The following is a 22,307-nucleotide window of genomic DNA, read 5'->3' as shown; positions in this document are numbered from 1 at the left end:
GTGACCTGCGCCACCCATTAGTCTTGGTGCTCATGGGCAAGATAAAGGCCGCAGATGTCTCGGGGATGAAGCCCAAGAAAAAATGCTGCCGCAAGAAGGTTCGTTGCATCAAATGCCCCGTCGTGATCATGCGAATGAAGAAGCTGGAATCCGCGGGCGCGACCAAGAAAGACCTCAAGAAAGGTCTGAAGACCGCTCGGGCGAAGTGAGCAGAATGTCCTGCAACTCGGGCATCCAGAGTCGGTCGGCATCGACCAGATCCATCGTCGGCAAGGTTTCTGCGTCCACCCACCGTAGAGCCGAATGTTCAAGTGCTGCAGGAACTCCCGAGATGAGGCAGGCCCGGTAGGCGCGGAGCACGAGACCGCCGGGCAGGTCGACGTCGCCGGTGAGCGCCGCGCCGATCGAGCACTCCACTCCCAGTTCCTCACGCAGCTCGCGCACCAGGGCCGCGTCCTCCGACTCCCCCGGCTCCACCTTGCCGCCGGGCAGTTCCCACCGGCCGGCCAGCTCGGGCGGACGAGTTCGTTGGGCGAGCAGCAGCCTGCCCTGGAGCGTCAATGCGGCTGCGACAACCACAGCGGCGGGGGTACCGGACATGCCACCATCTTTCTATGACCGAACTGCTGACCGACCGTGACATCGAGGACGCCCGACTCGCCGAATGGACCGTGGACGGGAAATCGCTGACGCGCACCGTCGAACTGGAGTCGTTTCCAGCGGCGATCGACGCAGTGAACCGAGTGGCCGAGGCCGCGGAGGCGGCGGACCATCACCCCGACATCGACATCAGGTGGCGGACGCTCTCGTTCACGCTCTCGACCCACTCCGCCGGCGGGCTCACACAGAAGGATGTGGATCTGGCGCGTCGGATCGATGCCCTGATTGCGACTTGATGCGTCCCGCGTAGACGACCCAGCCGAGGAACAGGGCCGCTCCGACGACATCCACGGCACCGGCCCACGCCTCGAGGCCGGGACGGGGAATGGTCCAGATCGATTCCTGGAAGAAACTGAGCAGCCACGGCACCCCCACGGTGACCGTCACCAACCAGTAGCCCGCGACGATCTTCGACCCGGCGACGTCGCGTAGCGGCCCGTGCACCAGCCAGATCACCATCGGGATCACCCAGATCCAGTGATGCGACCACGAGATGGGCGAGATCAGCAGACCGAGGAGCTGCACGATCACCACCGTGCCCAGGTGGTCCTCGCGTCCGATCGCCCGCCATGCCGCGATCGCAAGTCCTGTCGCGACTACGGCGGCGGCGATCCACACCGGCCCCTGCCCGACGTCCTCCCCCGCGATCCGGCTGAGCGCGCCACGCAGGGACTGATTCCAGACCGAGCCGACGGGGCCGATTCGGTCGGCATCGCCGAGCAGCGTGGTGAAGTAGGTGGCCGCCTGGTGTCCGAGCGCCGCGTAGCTGACCGCGACGGTGAGAGCGAAGGCCACTGCCGAGAACGCCGCTGCCTTCCACCGCCGAGTGGCCAGAAAGTACAGGCCGGTGATGGCCGGGGTCAGCTTGATTCCGGCAGCGAACCCGACCAGCCCGCCTGCCACCCACCACCTGCTGCTGCGTACCGCGACAATCGCCAGCAGCACCAGGAACACGTTGACCTGGCCGTAGTCCAGGGTCGTTCGAACGGGTTCGAACCACAGACCCAGCGCGGTCCACAGCATCGCGATCCGCACCCAGCGCGGCTCGGCGGCACGCTCGTCGCCGAGAACCATCGACAGCGTCAGCTTCACCACGGCGAACAGCGCGATCATGGTCGCGGCCTGCCAGAGCACTCCGACCAGCGTGAACGGCAGATAGTGCAGCGGAAAGAACACGAGCGCGGCGAAAGGCGGGTACGTGAACGGGAGCGGGAAGTCCGGGGTCTGCACCGAGTACGTGTAGTCGTACAGATTGCCGCCGAGAAGTGTCGCGGAGCCGTCGACGTAGACGTGGAGGTCCACGAGGTTCATTCCGTTGGGCGTCGCGAAGGCCCAGACGAATCGGCTGATCACCGAGACCGCGAGCAGAACGGGGGCCAGCCGAACAAGTCGGTTCACTGTGCGTGCGGTTCCGTTCGGTATCGATGCCGTGTATCGATCGTCGAGCTTATAGGGCTCAGCTCACGCGCCCCAACCACCGATGCACCCGAGTAACATTTGCATCACCTTTCACACTGACAACTTCAGTAACAGGTTATCGTGTGCGTCTGCGGAGAATTCGCAGCGTGTGACCAATAGACTGCCCTGGCATAGATGCGACGGGGGAGGGCTCGATCGACAACAGCTGTACATCGGGGATTGCGCTACATAGAGTGACCCCTCGAGCACCGGCTGTCGCCGTGGGCCCGCGTCATGATCAGAATGGGGAATATCACCGTGCTTCGTACCCGCGGAACGCGTCGCGTAGTTACAGCTTTCGCCGTAGCCGCAGCCGCCGCACTAGTCGTGCCGACCAGCGCATCCGCACAGCCGTTGGTGCCGATGGCACCGGCAGATCTGCCCGCAGCACCGGCCGATCCCGCTGCTCTGATCGCTCAGTTCCTTCCCGCCCCCGGTGAGCCGATGCCCAACCTGGCCGAGGTGGAGGCACTCGCCTCGTTCGCACCGGCCATCGTCGGTGCCGCAGCCGGACCTGCCGACGTGGGAGCCGCCCCGGCCGCCGACCTGCTCGGTCAGGCCCGCGCGCTGCTCGAGACGGCGCAGCTGCCGGACCAGGTCAAGTCCCTGCTCGAACGGGTCATCACGTTCCTGGACGGCTCCGGCGGCGGCGGACCGGAACTGCCGTCCGACGGACCCGTCATCGCCCAGTTCCTGTACCCGACGCTCGGCGTGGGATGCATCTCCGATACCGCCGATTCCGTCGGAACCGCACTGGCCGTACCCGGACCAGCCACCCTGCCGCCTCCCGGACCCGGCGCAGGCCAGGCCGGCTTCGTCTTCACCGCTCTCGGCACCGCCCCGATCGCCGCCGAACAGGCAGCACCTCTGACGGTGACCTGGCTCAACATCGACAATCGTCGCTCGGGCACCCAGGATCTCACCGGCGCATCCATGATCAACACCGACGGTCCGGCGACGTTGTCCGCGATCGCCGACACCGGCCCCGGACGCGTTCTCTCGGTCGTCTCCGGTTCGATAACCACGCAGTCGAAGGAAGACCCGGCGGCAGCACCGCGCAGCTGCACCTTCCTGCCCACCATCGGTACGGTCTACGTCCCGTAGCTCGTATCTGCACTACTGACGCAGTTCGCCCCCGGCTTCCGTGAGAAGCCGGGGGCGAACTGTTTGTGGGGTGAATTCGGAAAGAATATGCACGGGTTCTCCGAATGCCGTGCTGCATTCGGAGATTGTCGGTAAAGAATTACATCGATGTTGTTTCAGAGAATGTCAGCGGCAGATTTCGACCACTGCCCGTAATCGGCCTTCAGAATATTGTTGATGTCGACTTTGACTCCGCCTACGAAATCCTTGTCGATTCGGATCTGATGAATGTGCGCGTCGGGATGAACGAAGCCCTTCGGCGTTCCCCAATTGTGCTGCCAATACCACCGGCCGAGGCCCGCGACCGAGGCCAATTCGATGGTCGGTGAATTGGCGTAGATTCCCGTGTTCTCGGCTCCGATCACCGACTGCCAGCCCAGGATGTACGGCGCGATCAGGGTTGCGAACTCCACAGCGGTGGGGTTGTCGTCGATCGACGCGTAGATCGGGCGGTCTGCCGGACCACCGGCGGCGAGGTGGAGCTCGAGGCCTCGCTCTGCGTGCTTCACGCCCGCTGCGTACCCGCCACGCCAGTCGGACGTGGACCCCTTGCCGAATTGATAGTTCGAGACCACTTCCAGGCCCGCGGATGTCAAGGCATCGGCCTCGGACTTGCGCATCGGCTTCCCGATCATCCAGTTCGCATCCGGTCGCCGATCGGAAACGTAGCGGACAGCTCCGAGGTGACCGGCGTTCTTGATCGCGGATGCCGATGGCACCCCACCCGAATAGTCGACGAGTGTGCCGAGCCCGGCGTCGGCGTGCGCGGTCGCCGAACCCAACGCAACCAATCCGACGGCGGCCGCGGACCCCGCGGCGGCGTACTTGAACAGTTCACGTCGCGAAACCTGCACACAAATCTCCATCGTCGTTCGATCGCGGCGGCGCGCCTACCCCAGAAATCGCACAACCACTGCTATCTTCCATCGTTTGTCGTATCCCATCACAATCCCATCGGTACCGCCAGCCCCACTGCTCACACCCACCCCGTTCCCCTCCAGCTTCACACGAGCACCTCGCGCACCTACGTCACGAACATGAATATGGTGGAGAGGACGACGCACGGACGAACGCGCTGAGGAGTGGATGGACATGGGCGTAACGCTTGCCAAGGGTGGAAATGTCTCGCTGACCAAAGAAGCACCGAATCTGACGGCGGTGAGCGTGGGACTCGGCTGGGATGTCCGCGCCACCACCGGCGGAGACTTCGATCTCGACGCCAGCGCCATCGGACTTCGCACCACGAAGAAGGCACTGAGCGACAGCTACTTCGTCTTCTACAACAACCTGCGCTCCCCCGACGGTGCCATCGAGCACACCGGCGACAACCGGACCGGCGAGGGCGAAGGTGACGACGAGAGCATCGATGTCGACCTGGCTGCCCTGACCCCGGAAGTGGACTCCATCGTCTTCCCGGTGTCCATTCACAACGCCGACGCCCTGGGCCAGAACTTCGGTCAGGTCGTCAACGCCTTCATTCGCGTGGTCGACAAGTCCGATGGGCGCGAACTCGCCCGTTTCGACCTCAGCGAAGACGCCTCCACCGAAACCGCGATGGTGTTCGGCGAGCTGTACCGACGCGGGGCCGAATGGAAGTTCCGCGCCATCGGCCAGGGCTATGCGTCGGGGCTGGAGGGAATCGTGCGCGACTTCGGCATCGACGTGGGGTGACGGCAGTCACAGCCCGGCTCGTTGGGACCGTCTCGATTGAACAACGGAATCTTTCTGAGCTTGTGACGTCGAGATGATGTGTGGTGGTATCAGCGCAACCGCAACATAAGCCACATCAGTCACAGGAGTCACACATGTCTCGTCGCCTCAGCCGTCTGGCGGGCGCGCTCGCGCTCTCCTGCGCAGCATTGCTCGCTGTTCCCGCCACTGCCGCAGCGGATCCGGCACCGGCCGATCCGCTGGCGCAGGCGATCGCCGCACTGCAGGGACAGGGTGGTGCCTCGCTCGACGCCGCGACCGCGATCGCCGACTCACGCACCCCGGTCGCCGAGGATGCGAACGTCGATCCGTTCGCCGCACTGAACGCAGCCAACAAAGCCCTCACCGACTTCGGCATCACGCCGTTCTTCTACCCCACCGCAGCGATCAACTGCTCCGCAACGGCGAGCTCGCCCCTCGGCATCGTTCCCGGTGTCGCAGGCGGAGCGGCAGGACCGTGGCCGCAGCTGACCGCGCCCGCCATCCCCACGTTGCCGTTCCTGCCGTCCATCCAGATTCCCGAGCTCAATGCAGTCGACAAGGGCGAGACGATGTTCGCGTTCGTCCCGGCCGGAATCGTGAACGATTCCGAGAACAAGACCGGGATGCAGGTCGCCTGGTTCAACGTCAACACCCTGCAGGGCGGATTCGCCGACTTCGGCGGCCTGGCAACCACTCTCGCCGATTCGATCCTCACCAATTCCGGTGTGCCCGACGCCGCGAAGGACATCGTTCGGCCGTTCGTCATCGGAGCGATCGACTCGCTGCCTGCCGCCGGTGCCCGCGCCGTACCCGTCGAAACCGGATCGGGAACCGTTCTGGCCGCGGTGTTCGGCACGGTGAACCACAAGGCCCTCGACGGTTCGGACAAGAGCTGCTTCTTCTTCCCCACAGTCGGCATGATCAACGTCGCCTAGTAGGTAAGCAAGACCACGAAGGGCCCTGCAGCGCTCTGCTGCAGGGCCTTTCGTCTATGCCCTGACGATTCGACCCAGCCGTCCCAGGACCGCCTGCATCTCGGTGTGTTGCGAGCGCGCCGCCCAGGGGCGTTGCCTGTTTCGTCCCCGCATCTGCATCGCGGCCCCGGTCACGAGGTCACCGTTGGGGGCGAAATGCACGCGGACTATCTCGTTGAGTGAACGGCCCAAACCGAAACTCGCAACGCCACTGCAGAATCCGTAGGGAAACAGCGGTGCATCGGGTTCGTTGTACTTACCGCCGACGAACACCGGGCTGCCGGTCCGGAAGTCGCGGCACTGCGCGATGAAGCCGTGGAAGGCACGCCCCTTCTCGCGTCCGTAGTATGCGATGCCCACCCGCCCGGACCCGGTGGCGGTGATTGCGCCGAAGCGGGCGTCGCGCACTCCCGGTGCCGACACCACCACCGGCCTCGACCAATTCACCGCGCCGTCCGAGGACCAGGCAGCATGCAGCAATCCGTCGCGGTCCGGCCACACCGCGTACACGTTTCCGTCATCATCGACGGCCATCGACTCCGGCAGCAGATAGCGCGAACCGAGCAGCAGAAAATGCACTGCGTTGTGGTACTTCGCCAGCGCCGATCCCGGAACCATCCGAACGTCCCACGTCAGGCCCTCGTCGCGACTGACCGCCACAGCGAACCGTCGACCATAGCGGCCACCGATGTAGACGGTGCCGTCCGGACCGACGACACCCTTACCGAACGAGACGTACTCCCGACTCGGCAATCCGGGGATGTTCTTCGAATCGATGTCGAAACCACCGGCTACCTCCCACTTCACCCCGCCGTCGAAGGACCGCCAGATGACCTGACGGGTGACGTTGATCAGTGGCCTCACACGTACTGCGAACGGCGTGGGCGCGGACAGGTACGTAACCCTTCCGGTCCGTGAATTGCTCGGACCGGCAAACACTTTGGCATCCATCCTGGCTTTCGATGCCACTGTGCGCGTGCGCCAGGTTTCGCCCCGATCGTCACTGACTCCCAGGGTGAAGCCCGTTCGCAACTGATGGGGCGGCACCGCGTCGAATCGTCCGGCGTGCAGGAACAGACGCTCGTCGACGTCGTCGAAATACAGATACGGCCGATTCCGACTCCGTTGCACGCCCTCGGGAACCGATGCACGCCATGACTTTCCGAAATCGGACGAGCGCAGTACCCCGATGCCGTCTACGGTGAACGCGGGCGCGACGAACACGGTGTTGTCCGCCGCGACCCCGAGGGTGCAGGCGGCGGAGCCGTACTCGGTGTAGGAGATGTCGGTGACGAAGTCGGCCGATGCGGCGGCATTGGTCGAGGAACGCAGTCCAGCCCGATAACCCGAGGCAACTCTGGGCGTCACGACACCCGCCGTTGGGTGCCGCCGCGGCGTCGCGGCCACAGTGCTGGTCGATGCATTGGATCAGGCTAGCGCCCATGATGCCGGTAGACCTCCAGGCAATCGAAGAAGTCCTCGGCCCATCCTGGTGACAGTTCACAGAATGGGACCGGCCAGTCTGTGGATTTCCGGTTCACGCAGGGACGCATAGGCTCGACGAGTGCCCCGCGTTCGAGCCGCCCACAGCCGCCCCGGATCGACCCGCCTGCATCCGACCGACGCGCGTGCGTACTGGATGGCGTCGAAGATTCCGAGTGACCAGTTTCTGCTGTACTGCTTCGCCAGCGAATCGGGAGACCTCGATTCCGAGGTGGCCCGATTGCACGAGCGCAGCAGCCGCATCGAGGTCCTGAGTCGACGCATCAGCGACGTCGCGTGCGGCCTCGACTATCCCCGTTGGACCGAGGCGGGCCCGCGCTCCGACGCGATCTCCGTGCACCGAAAAACGAGCACGTGGTCGGAGTGCCTCGATGCGATCGCCGCATCGTTCGCACGTCAGGTCGACCCCCGAGTGTCCGTGTGGCACCTGCACCTGTATCCGAACATCGTCGATGCTCCCGGCGGCACGGCCCTCGTTGCCGTGCTGCAGCTTTCGCACGCGGCGGCCGACGGAACACTGGCCGCTCGCGCTGCTCGCGACCTGTTCGGAACGCATCCACTCCCACCGGCGTGCGTCCAAGTAAAGCCTCGTGCGGCGTTCGAGTCGGCATCCACAATCGTTGCCGCCGCAACTCTTCCGCTTCGGCTGGCGCAGATGGTTCGCGGCGGTGTCCGCGCCCGACGCGACGCGCTGAGCCTCGGGCGAGGTACCGATTCGGGCGACATTCCCCCGCCCGCACATTCGCGCGCTCCGACCGACCTCGACGTGCCGCCCACCGGCCGGACGTCGGTGCGGACCATCGTGCTTCCGAAAACCGAGCTGCAGTCCGGCGGGACCACCGTCACCACGTTCGTGCTGACTGCAGTATCCGTTGCACTGCAACGGCTTCTCGGCGACGGTCCGGATCTGGCCGCCGAGGTCACCGTCGCCAGGGATGAGCGAGCCGACGCGCGAAACAATTTCGGCAACGTCGGCGTCGGACTGTTTCCCGCCGAACCGGACATTCGTACTCGCAGTCAGCTCGTCGCCGCCGATCTGGCTGCGCGCCGAGCTCGCGCGAATCATCCGCTGTCGCGGGCAGCCCGCGCCTCACAGGACGACGTCGAAGCACACGTGCCGGCGTTTCTGGCCGAATGGGGCGTCGCGCAGTTCGATCCGACCGCAGCCCCTCCGATGGTCACCGGGAACACCGTCGTGTCCAGTGTTTCGCGCGGTGCTGCAGACCTGACGCTCGGCGGCGGCCGCGTCCGATTCACCGCAGGTTTTCCGGCCCTGTCCCCCGCCATGAGCCTGACCCACGGAGTCCACGGCATCGGCGATACCGTCACCATCGGAATCACGTCGAACAGCGCAGCCGTACCCGACCCGGATCTGTACGAGGCTCTCCTTCGCGACGCCCTCGACAAGGTCCGCACTGCTCTGACCTGACCGGGACCGAACTGCCAGACAGTTCTCAGCATTTGTCGGGCGTCGGGCTCAGGTTCCCCGACCAGACTGACAGCCATGAGCCACGAAACGGTCACCGTACTCGCCGTCGGAGGTACCGGTGAATCACATCCGTCCGACCACCGGACGCGAGTGACGGGCCTGCTGGCCTGCGTCACCCGCGAGCTCGACGACCGCTTCGTCGACCGCTGGGTCGGCTATCCGGCGTCGTACGGTCCGGTCGCGCTCGGTGGACTCTGCTTTCGGCACAGCGCAGACATCGGTGTCCGGCGTCTACGCCGCACACTCGAGAGCACTGCCGGGCCGATTGCGCTGATCGGATACTCCCAGGGAGCGACGGTGGTGCGCGAGGTCCTCGGTCTCGTCCACGACGGGACGATCGACGGCAGCCGCATCGTTGCCGCTGGTCTGGTGTCGGATCCTCAGCAGCCGGTGGGTGCCGTCGACGGCTGCACCGGACGCGGCGTCGCCGGCGCGGGTCCGGCTCTGCCCGAGTCGATTCCGGTTCAGTGGATCGGTCTGAAGTCCGACATGATCTGCAACGCAAGCGACGACAGTCTCATTCGCGACGTTGCCGACCTGACCCGATGGATGTCGTTTCGCACCCCGAAAATCTGGCTGCGTGAACTACTGAAACTACTGCGCAGCAACAGCTTCCAAAACGCGACCCGGACGCGCCTTCGACCCTCGCAGTGGGCTAAGGATGTTCGACGCCTCCGCACCGCGGCCGCAGAATTGGGCGGGTATCTGCCGCAGTCGATGCGCTGGCGTCGATTCGAGTGGTCGAACCCCGGCGGTGGCCGACACATCGCTTATGCGCGCGAGGATTATGCAGACGGCCTCACCGGCTGCCAGGTTCTCGCCCGCTGGCTCGGCGAGCAGGCGGATCTACGGGAGAACCGACTCAGCCCTTCTCGGCCACAACGGCGAGCTGCCTGAGCCCCTTCTCGAAATCCGGTCCGACGAGCTTGTCCATCGAGAACACTTTTCCGATCAGAGCGAAGAGCTTGTTCTGTTTTCCCGACATACGCCAGGTCACTCGGGTTCCGTCGGCGACGGGCTCGAGCAGGAACGCCGTGACGTTCCGGTTCTTCAGCGGCTTGGTGAACGCGAGGTCGAGCACGATTCGTTCGGGAATCGATTCGGTGATGGTCATCGTCCCCGCGCCGGCCTTGCGGTTACCCGACCACGAGTACGACGCCCCCACTCCGGCGTCGGGACCGGTGTAGGTGCGCTGCAAACCAGGGTCGAGTCCCTCGTAGGGCGACCACTGCTGCCAGTGGTGAAAGTTGTCGATCAGAGCGTGCACGGTGGCGGCGTCCGCCCGGACGAGGGCCGATCGCTCGACGAGTACCGGGTGGGTTTCGCTGACCATGACGGTTCCTTCATTTTCTTTTGCACAGGCAGAAGATGTGCCCCGCGGGATCGCGATACACCCAGAACGAGGGCTGCGCGTGGTCGATGAGTTCGGCCCCGGCGTCGACGACGAAGTCCCTGGCTTGCTCCATGTCGTCGACCACCAGGTCGAGGTGGATCTTGATGCCCTCGCTCGGCCAGTCGATGGGGGTGAAGTCCGGTGCCTTCTGAAAGGCGAGTCGCAGTTCGCCCGGGCCGTGCACCACCACCCAGTCCCCGTCGTCGCGGACGGGCTCCCATCCGAGGATGGTGCTGTAGAACCGGCCGAGTGCGGCGGGATCCGGGCAGTCGAGCACCGTGTAGTCGACGGTGATCCGCGGTGGCGTCATGGCGGACAGAGTAGCTGTCAGCCGCCGACAGCAGGAGCGATTGTCTCGAACCATGCCTCGTGCAGGTGCTGCTCCCAGTGGTTCCACCAGTGCACACCGGTGCCGGTGATCTTGACGTTGGGACGCCCGCCCACTGCCTGGAGGAGGGGGACGAATGCCCGACTGCTCATGCCCGCTGCAGTCTCGAGCGGCACCATCTGTGCGAACTTGACGGGGTCGAAGCTGCTGCTGGCCGGATTGAACACAGGGTCCGTGGCCGGTGAGCCGCTCCCCGAGGAGACGAAGACTGCCGTGTTGCGCAACGCACCGACGTTGAGGGACGGATCGTTGCGGATCCAGTCCGCGGACGGCCAGGTACCCCACATGTTGCGAGCGTTGCCGCCCATCTCGCCGACGGCGACCGCGATGCCCTGCGCGAATCCGGGGCTACTGGCCGTCGGGTAACCGCTGAACGATGCGACGGCCTTGTAGAAGTCGGGGTGGTGGGCGGCCAGGTTCAGAGCCGAGGTTCCGCTCATCGACAGTCCGGCCACCGCGTTGTTGACGTTGTCGCTGCCGAAACGATCGGCCATGAACGGAGGCAGCTCCTGGGTGAGGAACGTTTCCCACTTCACCCGTCCGAGCTTGGGGTCGTCGCGCTGCCAGTCGGAGTAGAACGTGCCGCCGCCGCCGAACGGGATGGCCACGTTGACGTGCTTGTCGGCGAAGAAGCTCTCGACGTCGGTCTCGATGAGCCAGCCGTTGTCGTTCTCGGGCGCACGCAGGCCGTCGAGCAGGTACAGAGTGGGTGCGGGGCCGCCGCCTGCAGCTTTGAGCACCTTGACCGGGATGTTCTTGTCCATCGACGGCGAGTAGACGTAGACGAGCTCGGAGTCGGCCTTCGCCACACCGGTCCCCATCAGCACCGTTGCCATCGTGGCGACCAACACCGCCACCACAGCGAGCACCAGACTTCGTATCCGAGCATGCAGCATCGAGATTGTCCCCTTGTTCGTATCCGGCCGACCGTCTCGGGGAGGGTAACAGCCCGGTCACGGCATCGCCTCTTCTAGCGCAGCGGGTTGTCGACGATCCACCACGCCGCGTACGGCGGCAACCACACCGAGCCGGTGTCGTCGACCTGCAGATCGTGCTGCGAGAGAACCTCGACCGGGGCCGGAATTCCGAGTTCGATCAGCTGCGCGTGCGGGAACGACCGGTGTTCGGCCGTGACGTTGTAGAGCGCGACGAGAGTGCCGCTGGGATGCCGCCTGCGCACCACGAGCAGACCGTCGTCCGACTCGCTCTGCACGTCCACCGGCGCCTCGGCGTGCAACATCGGCAGTCCGGCGCGCACCTTCGCAATCCGCGCGATACCGTCGAACACTCGTTGTGCGTCGCTCCCCTGCTGGAATCGGCCGGCGCGGTCGGCGTCGGTCACGCGCGGCCGGTGCACCCACCGGTTGTCCTCGGCATGAGCTGGTTCCTGGGCCCAGTTCGGATCTCCCGGGGAGCCGAGCTCGTCGCCGCTCCACACCACCGGAATTCCGCCCCATCCGGCAATGATGGCGTGCGCCAGGAAGATTCGCCCGAATCCGCCGTCGGGATCCAAGCGGGACGGGCCGAGACCGGTCAGTGCTGCCGCGGTTCCGCTGATCCGGCGGTCGCCGGTGTCCGGGTTGTACTGGAATACAAGGCCTTCGGCCCAGGAGCCGTCGAATTCCCCGGAATACCAGTCGGCCAAGAAGTGGCGATGCCCTGCGCCCGAGAGTCCGAGAGACGCCGCGTCGCCGTCGTCGATGGCCCAGCCGATGTCGTCGTGACAGCGAACGTATGTCACCCAGGTGCCGCTCGGCGGTGTCGGGGGCAAAGATGCCAACGCGTGACGCGCCAAAGCTGTACTGCCCGTTGCCAACATCGACCACACCTGCACCATCAGCGAGTTGTGGTACGCGATGTCCGAGACCCGTCCGGTATGCCGCCCCTGACCCAGGTACGGCAGCAGATCGCGGGGTCCGACGATCGCCTCGGCCTTGAACAACGTGGCCGGAGCAGCGAGTCGAGCGGTGGCGCGCAGGGCCTGGGTGACCGCATGCACCTCGGGTTGGTTCTGGCAGTTGGTACCGAGCCGTTTCCACAGAAATGCGATCGCATCGAGGCGAAGCACTTCGACCCCGAGATTGGCCAGGTGCAGCACGATGCTCGCGAACTCCTGCAGCACAGCGGGATTGGCCCAGTTCAGATCCCACTGCCATTCGTTGAACGTCGTCCACACCCACTCGCCGAGTGTGTCGTCGAACGTGAAGCTGCCGGGCGCGAAGTCGGGAAACACCTCGGGGAGAGTGCGCTCGTACGAGTCCGGGGTGGTGCGATCGGGATAGATCAGGAAGTAGTCTCGGTACTTCGGATCACCCGAGCGCGCCTTCTCGGCCCATTCGTGTTCGCGAGCAACGTGATTGAGTACCAGGTCGACCACAAGACTGATGCCGCGTCCACGTAGTGTCTCCGCGAGCGCCCGCAGGTCCTCGTTGGTACCGAGATCCTCGCGCACCGCTCGGTAGTCCATCACCGCGTATCCGCCGTCGTTGTCGCCGGGCCGCGGTTGCAGCAGCGGCATCAGGTGCAGGTAGGTGACACCCAGATCGGTCAGATGGTCGAGCCGTTCGCCCACCCCGCGCAGCGTCTGTCCGTACCGGTCGACGTAACAGGCGTAGCCGAACATGTCCGGCTGCTGAAACCAGTCCGGTTCGAGCAAACGGCGCTGATCGAGCCGGTGCAGATCCTCCGGGCGGGCGGCGTAGGCGCGCGCAGCGATCTCCACCAGGGTCGCCGCCACGGCGTCGGGATCGGGGTAGACGGCCGTGACCGCGTCGTGCAGATCGAGAAACCACTGCTCGAGACGCAACTCGAACGTCTCGCGTCGGTGTGCGGGAAGTTCGGCGAGGATCTCGCGGGTGACGTCGGAGACGGCGGGGTGAACCATGCACTCATTCTGGCATCGACCCCGGCGTGCGGACGCGCATACATCCGGTTACCGCGGGGTATCAGAGCGGCATGTCATTGCTGACCCGCACGCTGGACACGATCCTCGACCGAGCAGTCGTTCCCGGATACTCCCGCATCGGCGCCACGGTGCGGCGACGATTCTGGGCCGCGGATCCGACGCCGTTCCCCTCCCCCATCGACATGGTGGTGACCGGTGCGTCGTCCGGTCTGGGAGCTGCCACTGCGAAGGAACTTGCGCGGCTCGGGGCACGGGTGCATCTGGTCGGCAGGTCTGCCGATCGGCTGGAGTCCGCGGCCGCCGCCATCCGAGCCGAGGTTCCCGACGCCTCCCTGGTGGTGCGTGAGTGCGATATCAGCAACCTCGACTCGGTGGCCGCCTTGGCCGCGGCGCTGGCGTCCGAACTCACGTCGGTGCACGCGCTCGTGCATTGCGCCGGGGTGATGCCGGACGAGCGGCAGCTGTCCGCGCAGGGGCACGAATCCGCTTTCGCCACCCATGTTCTCGGACCGGTCGCGCTGACGGTGGGACTGCGCGAGCTGTTCGACGCCGGATCGCGGGTCGTGTTCGTCTCGAGCGGCGGCATGTACCCGGTGCCGTTGCAGTCGGCCGACTTCGAGTTCGAGAACGGCAGATACTCCGGTATGACGGCATACGCCAGGACCAAACGTATGCAGGTGGTCGTGACAGAGCAACTGGCCGAACGCTTTTCGCTCGAAGACGACCCGGTGGTGCACAGCATGCACCCGGGGTGGGCGGCCACTCCTGGCGTCACCGGGTCGATGCCACTGTTCGGTTCGGTGATGAAGCCGATTCTGCGCAGCGCCGACGACGGGGCCGACACCATCGTGTGGCTCGTCGCATCGGATCAGGCATTGACCAGTACCGGTACGTTCTGGCACGACCGGGCCCCGCGTCCGACGCACTACCCGTCGTGGCGTGGAGATTCACCTCGCGTGCGAGATGCACTGTGGGCGAGCGTGGTCGAAGCAACGGGCGTCGAGCTCTGACTCGATTCACCGATCGGCTGTCGGCCGCTTCAGCCCACCGACCGCGTTCCGAACGAGCACCAGCAGGGTCAAGCTGGTTCCCCAGCCGATCATGCACAGAATGACACCCACACCCGACTGCCCGGTGACATCGGTACTCGCGTCGACGCAGAACGCCGTCGAGAAGCCCGCCGTCATGCCCAACGCAGCGACGTGTCCGCCGGTCTTCGGCCATCGTGACAGGTGCGCGGCCAGCAGGCACAGCAACACGACCGTCGCACCGCACGCAGCGACTTGCCATGTTGGGAACTCGTTCGGGGCCGGGAGACCCGGGCCACGCACTTCGCCTCGGTAGTCGGCAGACCAGCTCAGCCACCCTGCACACGCTACGAAACCCGATGCGGCAGCAGTCGATCCGGTGGCCCACAAGCCGAGCGGACCGGTTCCCCTTCCTTCTCGACGCTTCGCGAAGACGGCCCACAGAACAAGCGCCCAGAACGTCGACGGCACCCCGACGAAAACGAAGACAATCCACAGAAACTGAGACCACGAGAAGTCGACTGCCATGACCCGACGCTATCGGACATCGCATAGCTACAGTCGAGACATGTCGCTCGTCGATCGGTTGTCGAACTCGCTCCCCACGGATCGGATCGTTGTCGATCCCGACGTCATCGCGTCGTACCAGCACGACGAGGCAGAGTGGGCACCGTATTCGGTCCCGATCGCGGTCGTTCGGCCCCGCACCGCTGAGGAAGTGCAGGCCGTCGTTCGCGCATGCCTCGCTCACGGCGCGCCCATTGTCACTCGCGGGGCGGGCACCGGACTGTCCGGTGGTGCGAATGCCACCGAGGGATGCGTCGTGCTCGCCCTCGACGGCATGGACGCGATCAAGGAGATCGACCCGCTCGAGCGCTACGCCGTCGTCGAACCGGGGGTGGTCAACGACCACTTGCGGGCAGCGGTCGCCGAACAGGGTCTCTGGTATCCCCCGGATCCGGCCAGCGCGCCGTGGTCGACCATCGGCGGCAACGTCGCCACCAATGCCGGCGGATTGTGCTGCGTGAAGTACGGCGTCACCCGCGATTACGTCATGGGCATGCAGGTGGTCACCGGAACCGGAGAGCTGGTGAGGCTCGGACGTAAGACCGCCAAAGGTGTTGCCGGATACGATCTTGCGGGCCTGATGGTCGGATCGGAAGGCACGCTCGGCATCATCACGGAGGTGACGCTCAAGCTCCGTCCGCTCCAGGATCCGCAGCGGACCGTTGCCGGCTACTTCGATTCGATCGTCGACGCCGGGCGTGCCGTCGCAGCGGTGGCCGCCGCCGGATTGACGCCGTCCGCGCTGGAGCTGATCGACAAGCAGTGCCTTATCGCCGTCGACGCCTGGAAGAACATGGGGCTGTCGGTGGAGGCGAATGTGGTGTTGCTCGGACGGATCGACGATCCCGGACTCATCGGAGACCAGGAAGCCGAGAAGATGCTCTCGTGCTTCGAGGAGGCCGGGGCCACGTGGTCCGCGGTCTCGACGGATCAGGAGGAGGCCGACGCGCTGTTCGCTGCCCGACGGTTGGCGTATCCGGCGATGGAACGCCTGGGTCCGGTGTTGACCGAGGACGTGTGCGTGCCGAAGAAGCATGTGCCCGAGATGCTCTCGCGTATCGAGCAGATCGGCCTGCGCTACGAGACGACGATCGCCAACATCGCCCACGCAGGCGACGGAAACCTGCACCCATTGCTCATCACGCCGCACGACGACCTCCCGGCTCGGGAGCGGGCTCAGGCCGCCTTCGCCGAAATCATCGACGCGGCATTGGAACTCGGTGGCACCGTCACCGGCGAGCATGGAGTCGGACTGCTCAAGATGGACGGTCTGGTGCAAGAACTCGATCCGGTGGTGTTGGACATGCACCGCGCGGTGAAAAAGGCGCTCGATCCCCACGGAATCCTGAACCCGGGCAAGGTATTCGCGTCGTAACGGTTTCAGCCCTGTGGTTGTGATCGCAGATTGCCGTTGTGCAGCACGGTCACCAGGAGACTCGGCAGGCCGTTGACCAGGACGAGAACCGCGACCACGACGCTCACGGCCAGCCACGGCTCGGTCAGCCAGAAATGATTGCCGAGCTGTAGCGCACCGACAAGGCTCAGTATCCAACCCGCAGTCTGGGCGCGTCGGGCAGGTCTGACCGGATACGAGCCGTTCGCAGTGGGCAATCTACGGCCGTAGTTCTCACGAGCGACAATTCGAGCTGCGACGACGTGAAGCAGCACAGCGAGCGTAATGGCACACACCGCAAGCACCATGCGACCGTCACCTACTTCCCCATCGGTTCCCGTCAGCGCAGTCTCGCAGGTCGAATAGCAATGCGCCACCACGCAGTTCTAGGTCGCAACGATCGCGCCACGGGCTGCCGTGTTGCAGTCGACTGACCCCGCTGCAATTCTGTGGTCGTGCGAGTAGCTCTCATAGCCGATATTCACGGCAACATCGCGGCGCTCGACGCCGTCCTCGAAGACATCGAACGCCATCGCGTCGACACGGTGATCAATCTCGGCGATCTGCTTTCCGGCGGCCTGCATCCGCGTCGAACTGCGGATCGGTTGATGGCGCTGGACTTCCCCACTATCGCCGGCAATCACGATCGCTATCTGCTCGAACAGCATCCCGATTCCATGGGCAGTTGGGATCGGCACGCCCATGATCGACTCGACGACGAGCATCGACAGTGGCTGGGCTCGCTGCCGTTCTCACTCGACCTCGATCACGGAATCCTCGCAGTGCACGGAACACCCACCGATGATCAGCAGTACTTTCTGCACTCGGTGGACCCCGACGGCTCTCGCGAGGCAACCGAAGACGAAATTCTCGACCGGTCAGCAGGTTTCACCGACAGAGCTGTCATCGCCTGCGGACACACCCACTTGCAGCGACAGTGGACTCTCCCCGGCGGCACACTCGTGGTCAATCCAGGAAGCGTCGGCACCCCTGCGTACGACGACGATCAGCCTTACCCGCACGTCATGGAATCCGGGTCTCCGCATGCACGCTACGCGGTACTCGACGACCACGACCGTGGCAGCTGGACAGTCTCGTTCGAGCTGGTCGAATACGACCACGTCGGTGCAGCCGCCGATGCCCGCGCACACGGGATGATCGACATCGCCGACGCTCTTCTCACCGGATTCGTCGGCCCTGCGCCACACATGCCGTCACACTGATCGCGTGAAGATCACCGACGCTCAGCGCCGACACCGGCTCGTCGCGCAGCACTTCGCCCATGCCTCGACCGCCGAAGCTGTGGTGTCGTCACTTCTCGCGTTGCATGCGACCGATCCGGCGACGGTGTATCTGTCGGTGCTGGCCCGCGCCCGAACACTGGGACTCTCGGATGTTCGTGATGCGATGTACGAGCGCCGGAGCCTGGTGCGATTGATGGCGATGCGGCGCACGATGTTCGTCGTCGCTCACGACGACGTTCCGATGATTCACGCTGCGGCGAGCCTCGGGGTTTCGCGCACCATGCGAGCGCGACTGATCAAGCAAGTCTCCACGTTGCCCACCGAACCGGTGATTCCCGACGTCGAATCATGGCTCGCCGCAACCGAAGCCGAGACTGAATCGGCGTTGCGATCGATGGGAACCGCCACCGGAGCCGAGCTCTCGGCAGCCGTGCCCGGCCTCAAGACCGCGCTGCTGCCGACCACCGACAAGGTGTACGACGTCAGGCGGTACGTCACCTCCGAGGTGCTGGTGATGATGGCCGCCGAGGGAAAATTGGTGCGCGTCGAACCACGGGGCGCGTGGACTTCCCGACGGCACGCATGGGCACCGATCGATCATTGGTGGCCGGACGGGATTCCCGATCTCGACGAGACCGAGGCGAGGACGGACCTGGCTCGACGCTGGCTCGAGGTGTTCGGACCTGCAACCCTCGACGATCTGCAGTGGTGGACGGGCTGGAACAAGACGCAGACTCGCGGGGCGGTCTCGGGTCTCGACACCGTGGCAGTCGAACTGACCGAGGGCGACGGAATTATGTTGCCCAGCACTAACTTCGACAAGCCGTCCGGCACGGACGTCATGCTGTTACCTGCACTCGATCCGACGCCGATGGGTTGGAAGCACCGCACCTGGTATCTCGGCGAACACAAGGCCCCGTTGTTCGACACCTTCGGCAACATCGGCCCGACCATCTGGTCCGGGGGCCGCATCGTCGGCGGCTGGGCGGTGACCGGTTCCGGCGAGGTGGTCACCGAATTGCTCGAGGACGTCGGATCGACGGCATCGAAAGCAGTTGCAGCCGAGGTCGAACGACTCACCACCCTGCTCGACGGCACCCCGGTGGTCCCTTCCTTCCCGACACCGCTGGAGAAGAAACTTCGTGGGAAGAAGTAGCCGACCTGCGCCTGGTCAGCAATGCACGCGACCGATCAGCGCTCGAATTCGCGGTAGGGTCAGACCGTGCCGATCAGTCTGGTTTCCATCGTCCTCCCCGTGTACAACGGTTTGCCCGATCTGGACGAGCAGCTCGAGGCCATCGCCGGGCAGGACTACACGGGCGATGTCGAGCTCATAATCAGCGACAACGGCTCGACCGACGGCCTGCGCGCACACCTCGAAGAACTCTCTCTGCCTCTGTCGATGCGTAGGGTCGACGCCTCCGCCAAGCGTGGAGTTTCGTACGCCAGAAACGTCGGCGTGAAAGCCGCACGCGGTGACATCGTGGCCGTCGTCGACCGTGACGACGTCGCTCATCCGACGTGGCTGACTGCGATGGTGCGTGCGCTCGACAGCTTCGACGCCGTGGGCGGCGCACTCGAAATCGAATCCCTCAATTCGGCAGACGTGGCGGAGTGGCGAAATGTACCGCCACCCGGCGCTCTGTTCCCCACTGCCTATCTGCCCTACGCGCCGGGCAGCAACTTCGCAATGTGGCGTGAAGTTTTCGACAAGGTCGGAGACTTCGACGAGGACCTCATCGGCGGTGCCGAGGACGTCGATTACTCGTGGAGGATTCAGCAAGCGGGATTGACGCTCGGACATGCCGCCGATGCGTTGGTCGCTTACCGCATCAGAACCACTGTCCGCCGATCGTTCGTGCAAGGGCGCGCCTATGGGCACACGTCCTACCAACTGTCGACGAAGCACCGTGCGGCGGGCTGCCCGCACCCGTCGTCGTTCGTCCGGATCCCCGTTCATGCAGTGTCGATTCTTTATCTTGCGACAGTTCGCAATCCGTGGCTACCGAAAATGCTGAGACCGATGCCCGTCGGTCTGTGGGCTCACTACATCGGGATTCACTACGGCGCACTGCGGATTCGAGTGACGACGCTCGTCAGACGACAGCGGCCGAGCGTCCGATGACCCGCGGGACCATCGACGCGATACGCGAGGAGACTCTCGCCGTCCTGGGGACTCATGCGGCACCGGGCGATCGCGTGGCTCACTTGGATTTTCCGAATCATTACAACGCCGGCGACTCACTCATCTACGCCGGCGAGGTCGAGTATTTGAAGCGATTGAACGTGCATGTCGACTACGTGTCGGATCCCTTCACTCACAACGATGCTCTTCTCGAAGAACGAATCGGTGACGGAACCCTGTTTCTGCAAGGCGGGGGAAATTTCGGTGACCGGTGGCCGATCGACCAGAAATTCCGTGAAGCGATCGTTGCGCGGTTTCCTCGCAACAAGATCGTCTGCCTCCCCCAGAGCATCGACTTCGCCGACACCGACGCCCTTACGCGGACCGCAGCCCTGTACGCACAGCACCCGGATCTGACCCTCATGCTGCGTGAAAAGCGTTCGTACGAGTTGGCGCTCGCCCATTTCCCGAACAACCGCGTCGAATACTGTCCGGACATGGCGTTCGGTGCCGACATCGCTCGAAGCACCGAAGGATCTGCAGTGGACGTCGTGAAACTCCTGCGCGCCGATTCGGAAAGCCTCGGCCACGCGGCGGTGAACATCGACGCCTCGTCCGTGCACTACGACTGGGGCCTACGCGGAACGGATCTGGCGATCTCGACGGCGGTGATGCTGCCGACTCTGATTGCGCAACGTTTCCCCAGAACGAATCGGCTGCTCTACCCCGCTCTTCTACGCTCGTACGAGCAGACCGCGAAGCTCAACCTTCGTGTGGCCCAACGTATTCTGAACCTCGCGCCCGTTGTCCTCACCGATCGACTGCACGCTGCCGTACTGGCCGCAATGATGGGCAAACGTGTCGTGGCGATGGACAACGCGAACAAGAAGGTATCCGGCATCTACGACGCCTACCTGCACCGCTTCGACAATGTCCACTACGCATCGAACTCCGACGAGGCTGCCGAGTTGGTTCGGCAGGCCGTATCCGACTGTCGCGGGTGAACGCTGGTTGACACCGCGGGGAGGTTCAGAAGGGGTAACGGCCCTCGGCCCAGGCGCGAGCGGCCGGAGGTGTCACGGCTTCGACAGGTTCACCGTCACGGAAGTACTGCGTGTGCAGAATCCGACCCTCGTCGACCGCTTCCTGCCAGGCCTGAGTGGGGCCTTCGCCGAACCAGAGCCACGGGGTGATGTCGTCCATGATCACGACCGATTCTGCGGTAGCGAGCGCACGTAGATCGTCGAGGTCTGCGCGAGCACCCTCCACCGAGTGGTCTCCGTCGATGAAGATGACGTCGAACCGCATGTCCGGATGTTCCTGCGCATAGGCCGCGATGGTGGTGTGCGAGTCACCCTGAATCAGGGTGTGGCGGCCCGGAAAGTGTTCGTCGATATGGGCTTTCGCGGCGGCACTGTAGGCGTACGCAGCAAGGTCGAAGGACACGACGGTCGTATCGGGCGATGCGTCGAGAAACGCCCAACTCGAGAAGCCGGCATTGAACCCGACCTCACAGATCAGCTTCGTACTCGGCCGTGCCGCGAGCGAGGACAAATATGCCTGCTCCGCCTCGTCGGCTCCACGCTCGAAAGGTTCCCCAGCAGTGGCGGTTCGGTGCACCAATGCCTCGAGTTCCTGCAGACCCATTCACGCTCTCCTATCGTCTGATTCGGAGCGTAGTCAGCATCGGTGGGCGGCGCAGACGACGACGCCCACTCGCAGAACACGCCACCACGGACCTGTTGGATCTTCCGTCACGGCGAGGGTCCCGTGAGCCTCGTTGTCCCGCCGGGACCCTCGGTCTACCGAGCGTGCTCGCTCAGTCGACGACAGAACGAACAATCTCGGCGATACGCTGCGCCGTAGCGTCGTCCACAGTCTCGAAGTACCACGCCGCCGGCATCAATTGCCCGTCCGCGCCACCGGCAGCGTGAAATGCCGCCTTCTCGGTGATGGCCAGATTCAATCGATCGTCGTTGCGCAGCGTCACGAGCGCCGGCGTGCTCGCCGACTTCGCGTAGGCGGGCATTCCGTACCAGATCCGCGGCTTCAACGTGGGGGCCGCGGACACGATGATGTCGTGCACACGCTGCATGACCGAACGCCGCGGTTCGTCTATCTTCGAGATCTTCTCGATCACCTGAGTCAGGTTCTTCTCGTCCTTCGACGACATGTCATGTCCTTTCGTCAACCGATGTCGGGCATCGGCGGAATGAAGATGGCGCATTCCTGCGCCGCACCCCATCCGGACATGTCCTGAGCTGGTCAGGCCTCTCCTCGATGATTCACGTGGTTGCCACGTGGAAGCGCAGTCGGTGGCGCGTACCACCGCGGTAAGAATATCC

General features: G+C 64.7%; 24 protein-coding genes. 12 read left to right on the top strand and 12 right to left on the bottom strand.

What is annotated here, in order from left to right; translation table 11 throughout:
• Positions 1–174: 174 nt before the first annotated feature.
• A complete protein-coding gene (locus R3P95_RS12540) occupies positions 175–600 on the bottom strand; it encodes a (deoxy)nucleoside triphosphate pyrophosphohydrolase (protein WP_300518092.1) in 426 nt (141 codons plus the stop codon).
• Between the two features lie 14 nt (positions 601–614).
• On the opposite strand from R3P95_RS12540, the gene R3P95_RS12535 reads away from it, so the two are divergent.
• The gene (locus R3P95_RS12535) at positions 615–896 is read left to right on the top strand and encodes a 4a-hydroxytetrahydrobiopterin dehydratase (RefSeq protein ID WP_300518089.1); all 282 of its coding nucleotides are present in this window, start codon (positions 615–617) and stop codon (positions 894–896) included.
• On the opposite strand, the gene R3P95_RS12530 is transcribed toward R3P95_RS12535, so the two are convergent.
• Positions 841–2,058 carry a mannosyltransferase gene (locus R3P95_RS12530; RefSeq protein ID WP_300518086.1) on the bottom strand — a complete coding sequence of 406 codons (1,218 nt, stop codon included), beginning with the start codon at positions 2,056–2,058 and terminating at the stop codon, positions 841–843. The two genes, R3P95_RS12535 and R3P95_RS12530, sit on opposite strands and share 56 nt — an antisense overlap.
• Positions 2,059–2,361: 303 nt before the next feature.
• Between R3P95_RS12530 and R3P95_RS12525 the strand changes: the two genes are divergently transcribed.
• Entirely contained in the window at positions 2,362–3,222 is an 861-nt protein-coding gene (locus R3P95_RS12525; RefSeq protein ID WP_068052996.1) for an Rv1157c family protein, read from the top strand.
• 155 nt (positions 3,223–3,377) lie between these two features.
• Here the strand turns inward: R3P95_RS12525 and R3P95_RS12520 are convergent, their stop codons facing one another.
• Entirely contained in the window at positions 3,378–4,127 is a 750-nt protein-coding gene (locus tag R3P95_RS12520; protein ID WP_300520621.1) for a DUF1906 domain-containing protein, read from the bottom strand.
• A gap of 226 nt (positions 4,128–4,353) precedes the next feature.
• On the opposite strand from R3P95_RS12520, the gene R3P95_RS12515 reads away from it, so the two are divergent.
• Together R3P95_RS12515 and R3P95_RS12510 are read left to right on the top strand one after the other, a co-directional pair.
• A complete protein-coding gene (locus R3P95_RS12515) occupies positions 4,354–4,932 on the top strand; it encodes a TerD family protein (protein ID WP_068052993.1) in 579 nt (192 codons plus the stop codon).
• A 134-nt stretch (positions 4,933–5,066) separates the two neighbouring features.
• Positions 5,067–5,888 (top strand): hypothetical protein, encoded by an 822-nt coding sequence (locus R3P95_RS12510; protein ID WP_149407578.1) that lies wholly within the window; start codon positions 5,067–5,069, stop codon positions 5,886–5,888.
• A gap of 54 nt (positions 5,889–5,942) precedes the next feature.
• On the opposite strand, the gene R3P95_RS12505 is transcribed toward R3P95_RS12510, so the two are convergent.
• The gene (locus R3P95_RS12505; RefSeq protein WP_149407577.1) at positions 5,943–7,295 is read right to left on the bottom strand and encodes a sialidase family protein; all 1,353 of its coding nucleotides are present in this window, start codon (positions 7,293–7,295) and stop codon (positions 5,943–5,945) included.
• Positions 7,296–7,491: 196 nt separating this feature from the next.
• Between R3P95_RS12505 and R3P95_RS12500 the strand changes: the two genes are divergently transcribed.
• Positions 7,492–8,859: a WS/DGAT domain-containing protein gene (locus R3P95_RS12500; RefSeq protein ID WP_300520624.1), complete on the top strand. Its 1,368-nt coding sequence runs from the start codon at positions 7,492–7,494 to the stop codon at positions 8,857–8,859.
• A 75-nt stretch (positions 8,860–8,934) separates the two neighbouring features.
• Positions 8,935–9,816 (top strand): alpha/beta hydrolase family protein, encoded by an 882-nt coding sequence (locus R3P95_RS12495; protein ID WP_149407575.1) that lies wholly within the window; start codon positions 8,935–8,937, stop codon positions 9,814–9,816.
• On the opposite strand, the gene R3P95_RS12490 is transcribed toward R3P95_RS12495, so the two are convergent.
• From R3P95_RS12490 to R3P95_RS12475, 4 genes are all read right to left on the bottom strand, one after another.
• On the bottom strand, positions 9,782–10,252 hold the full coding sequence (locus R3P95_RS12490) for an SRPBCC family protein (RefSeq protein WP_300520627.1): 471 nt from the start codon (positions 10,250–10,252) through the stop codon (positions 9,782–9,784). The genes R3P95_RS12495 and R3P95_RS12490 overlap by 35 nt on opposite strands.
• Before the next feature lie 10 nt (positions 10,253–10,262).
• Positions 10,263–10,622, bottom strand: a complete 360-nt coding sequence (locus tag R3P95_RS12485) for a VOC family protein (protein WP_300520629.1) — start codon at positions 10,620–10,622, stop codon at positions 10,263–10,265.
• A gap of 17 nt (positions 10,623–10,639) precedes the next feature.
• The gene (locus R3P95_RS12480) at positions 10,640–11,596 is read right to left on the bottom strand and encodes an alpha/beta hydrolase (protein ID WP_037191458.1); all 957 of its coding nucleotides are present in this window, start codon (positions 11,594–11,596) and stop codon (positions 10,640–10,642) included.
• Between the two features lie 74 nt (positions 11,597–11,670).
• Positions 11,671–13,584: an alpha-amylase family protein gene (locus R3P95_RS12475; protein WP_300520632.1), complete on the bottom strand. Its 1,914-nt coding sequence runs from the start codon at positions 13,582–13,584 to the stop codon at positions 11,671–11,673.
• Positions 13,585–13,655: 71 nt separating this feature from the next.
• Here R3P95_RS12475 and R3P95_RS12470 point away from each other — a divergent pair, with 71 nt between their 5' ends.
• Positions 13,656–14,615 (top strand): SDR family NAD(P)-dependent oxidoreductase, encoded by a 960-nt coding sequence (locus R3P95_RS12470; RefSeq protein ID WP_300520634.1) that lies wholly within the window; start codon positions 13,656–13,658, stop codon positions 14,613–14,615.
• A gap of 6 nt (positions 14,616–14,621) precedes the next feature.
• On the opposite strand, the gene R3P95_RS12465 is transcribed toward R3P95_RS12470, so the two are convergent.
• The gene (locus R3P95_RS12465; RefSeq protein ID WP_300520636.1) at positions 14,622–15,161 is read right to left on the bottom strand and encodes a hypothetical protein; all 540 of its coding nucleotides are present in this window, start codon (positions 15,159–15,161) and stop codon (positions 14,622–14,624) included.
• A 40-nt stretch (positions 15,162–15,201) separates the two neighbouring features.
• Between R3P95_RS12465 and R3P95_RS12460 the strand changes: the two genes are divergently transcribed.
• The gene (locus R3P95_RS12460) at positions 15,202–16,575 is read left to right on the top strand and encodes an FAD-binding oxidoreductase (RefSeq protein WP_300520638.1); all 1,374 of its coding nucleotides are present in this window, start codon (positions 15,202–15,204) and stop codon (positions 16,573–16,575) included.
• Positions 16,576–16,580: 5 nt separating this feature from the next.
• On the opposite strand, the gene R3P95_RS12455 is transcribed toward R3P95_RS12460, so the two are convergent.
• A complete protein-coding gene (locus tag R3P95_RS12455) occupies positions 16,581–16,889 on the bottom strand; it encodes a hypothetical protein (protein ID WP_300520640.1) in 309 nt (102 codons plus the stop codon).
• Positions 16,890–17,048: 159 nt separating this feature from the next.
• Between R3P95_RS12455 and R3P95_RS12450 the strand changes: the two genes are divergently transcribed.
• The 4 genes from R3P95_RS12450 (at position 17,049) to R3P95_RS12435 (ending at position 20,966) form a co-directional block, all read left to right on the top strand.
• A complete protein-coding gene (locus R3P95_RS12450) occupies positions 17,049–17,816 on the top strand; it encodes a metallophosphoesterase family protein (protein WP_300520642.1) in 768 nt (255 codons plus the stop codon).
• Between the two features lie 4 nt (positions 17,817–17,820).
• Positions 17,821–18,993: a winged helix DNA-binding domain-containing protein gene (locus tag R3P95_RS12445; RefSeq protein WP_300520644.1), complete on the top strand. Its 1,173-nt coding sequence runs from the start codon at positions 17,821–17,823 to the stop codon at positions 18,991–18,993.
• 66 nt (positions 18,994–19,059) lie between these two features.
• Positions 19,060–19,962: a glycosyltransferase gene (locus R3P95_RS12440; protein ID WP_317548483.1), complete on the top strand. Its 903-nt coding sequence runs from the start codon at positions 19,060–19,062 to the stop codon at positions 19,960–19,962.
• Entirely contained in the window at positions 19,959–20,966 is a 1,008-nt protein-coding gene (locus R3P95_RS12435) for a polysaccharide pyruvyl transferase family protein (RefSeq protein ID WP_300520648.1), read from the top strand. The genes R3P95_RS12440 and R3P95_RS12435 overlap by 4 nt, the downstream gene beginning before the upstream one ends.
• A 25-nt stretch (positions 20,967–20,991) precedes the next feature.
• On the opposite strand, the gene R3P95_RS12430 is transcribed toward R3P95_RS12435, so the two are convergent.
• Positions 20,992–21,609 (bottom strand): class I SAM-dependent methyltransferase, encoded by a 618-nt coding sequence (locus R3P95_RS12430; protein WP_300520650.1) that lies wholly within the window; start codon positions 21,607–21,609, stop codon positions 20,992–20,994.
• 172 nt (positions 21,610–21,781) lie between these two features.
• Entirely contained in the window at positions 21,782–22,135 is a 354-nt protein-coding gene (locus R3P95_RS12425) for a DUF1801 domain-containing protein (RefSeq protein WP_300520652.1), read from the bottom strand.
• Positions 22,136–22,307: the final 172 nt, after the last annotated feature.

This window comes from Rhodococcus cercidiphylli, from assembly GCF_033042225.1.
Lineage (GTDB): Bacteria > Actinomycetota > Actinomycetes > Mycobacteriales > Mycobacteriaceae > Rhodococcoides.
This window is presented reverse-complemented; position numbering and strand designations above follow the sequence as displayed.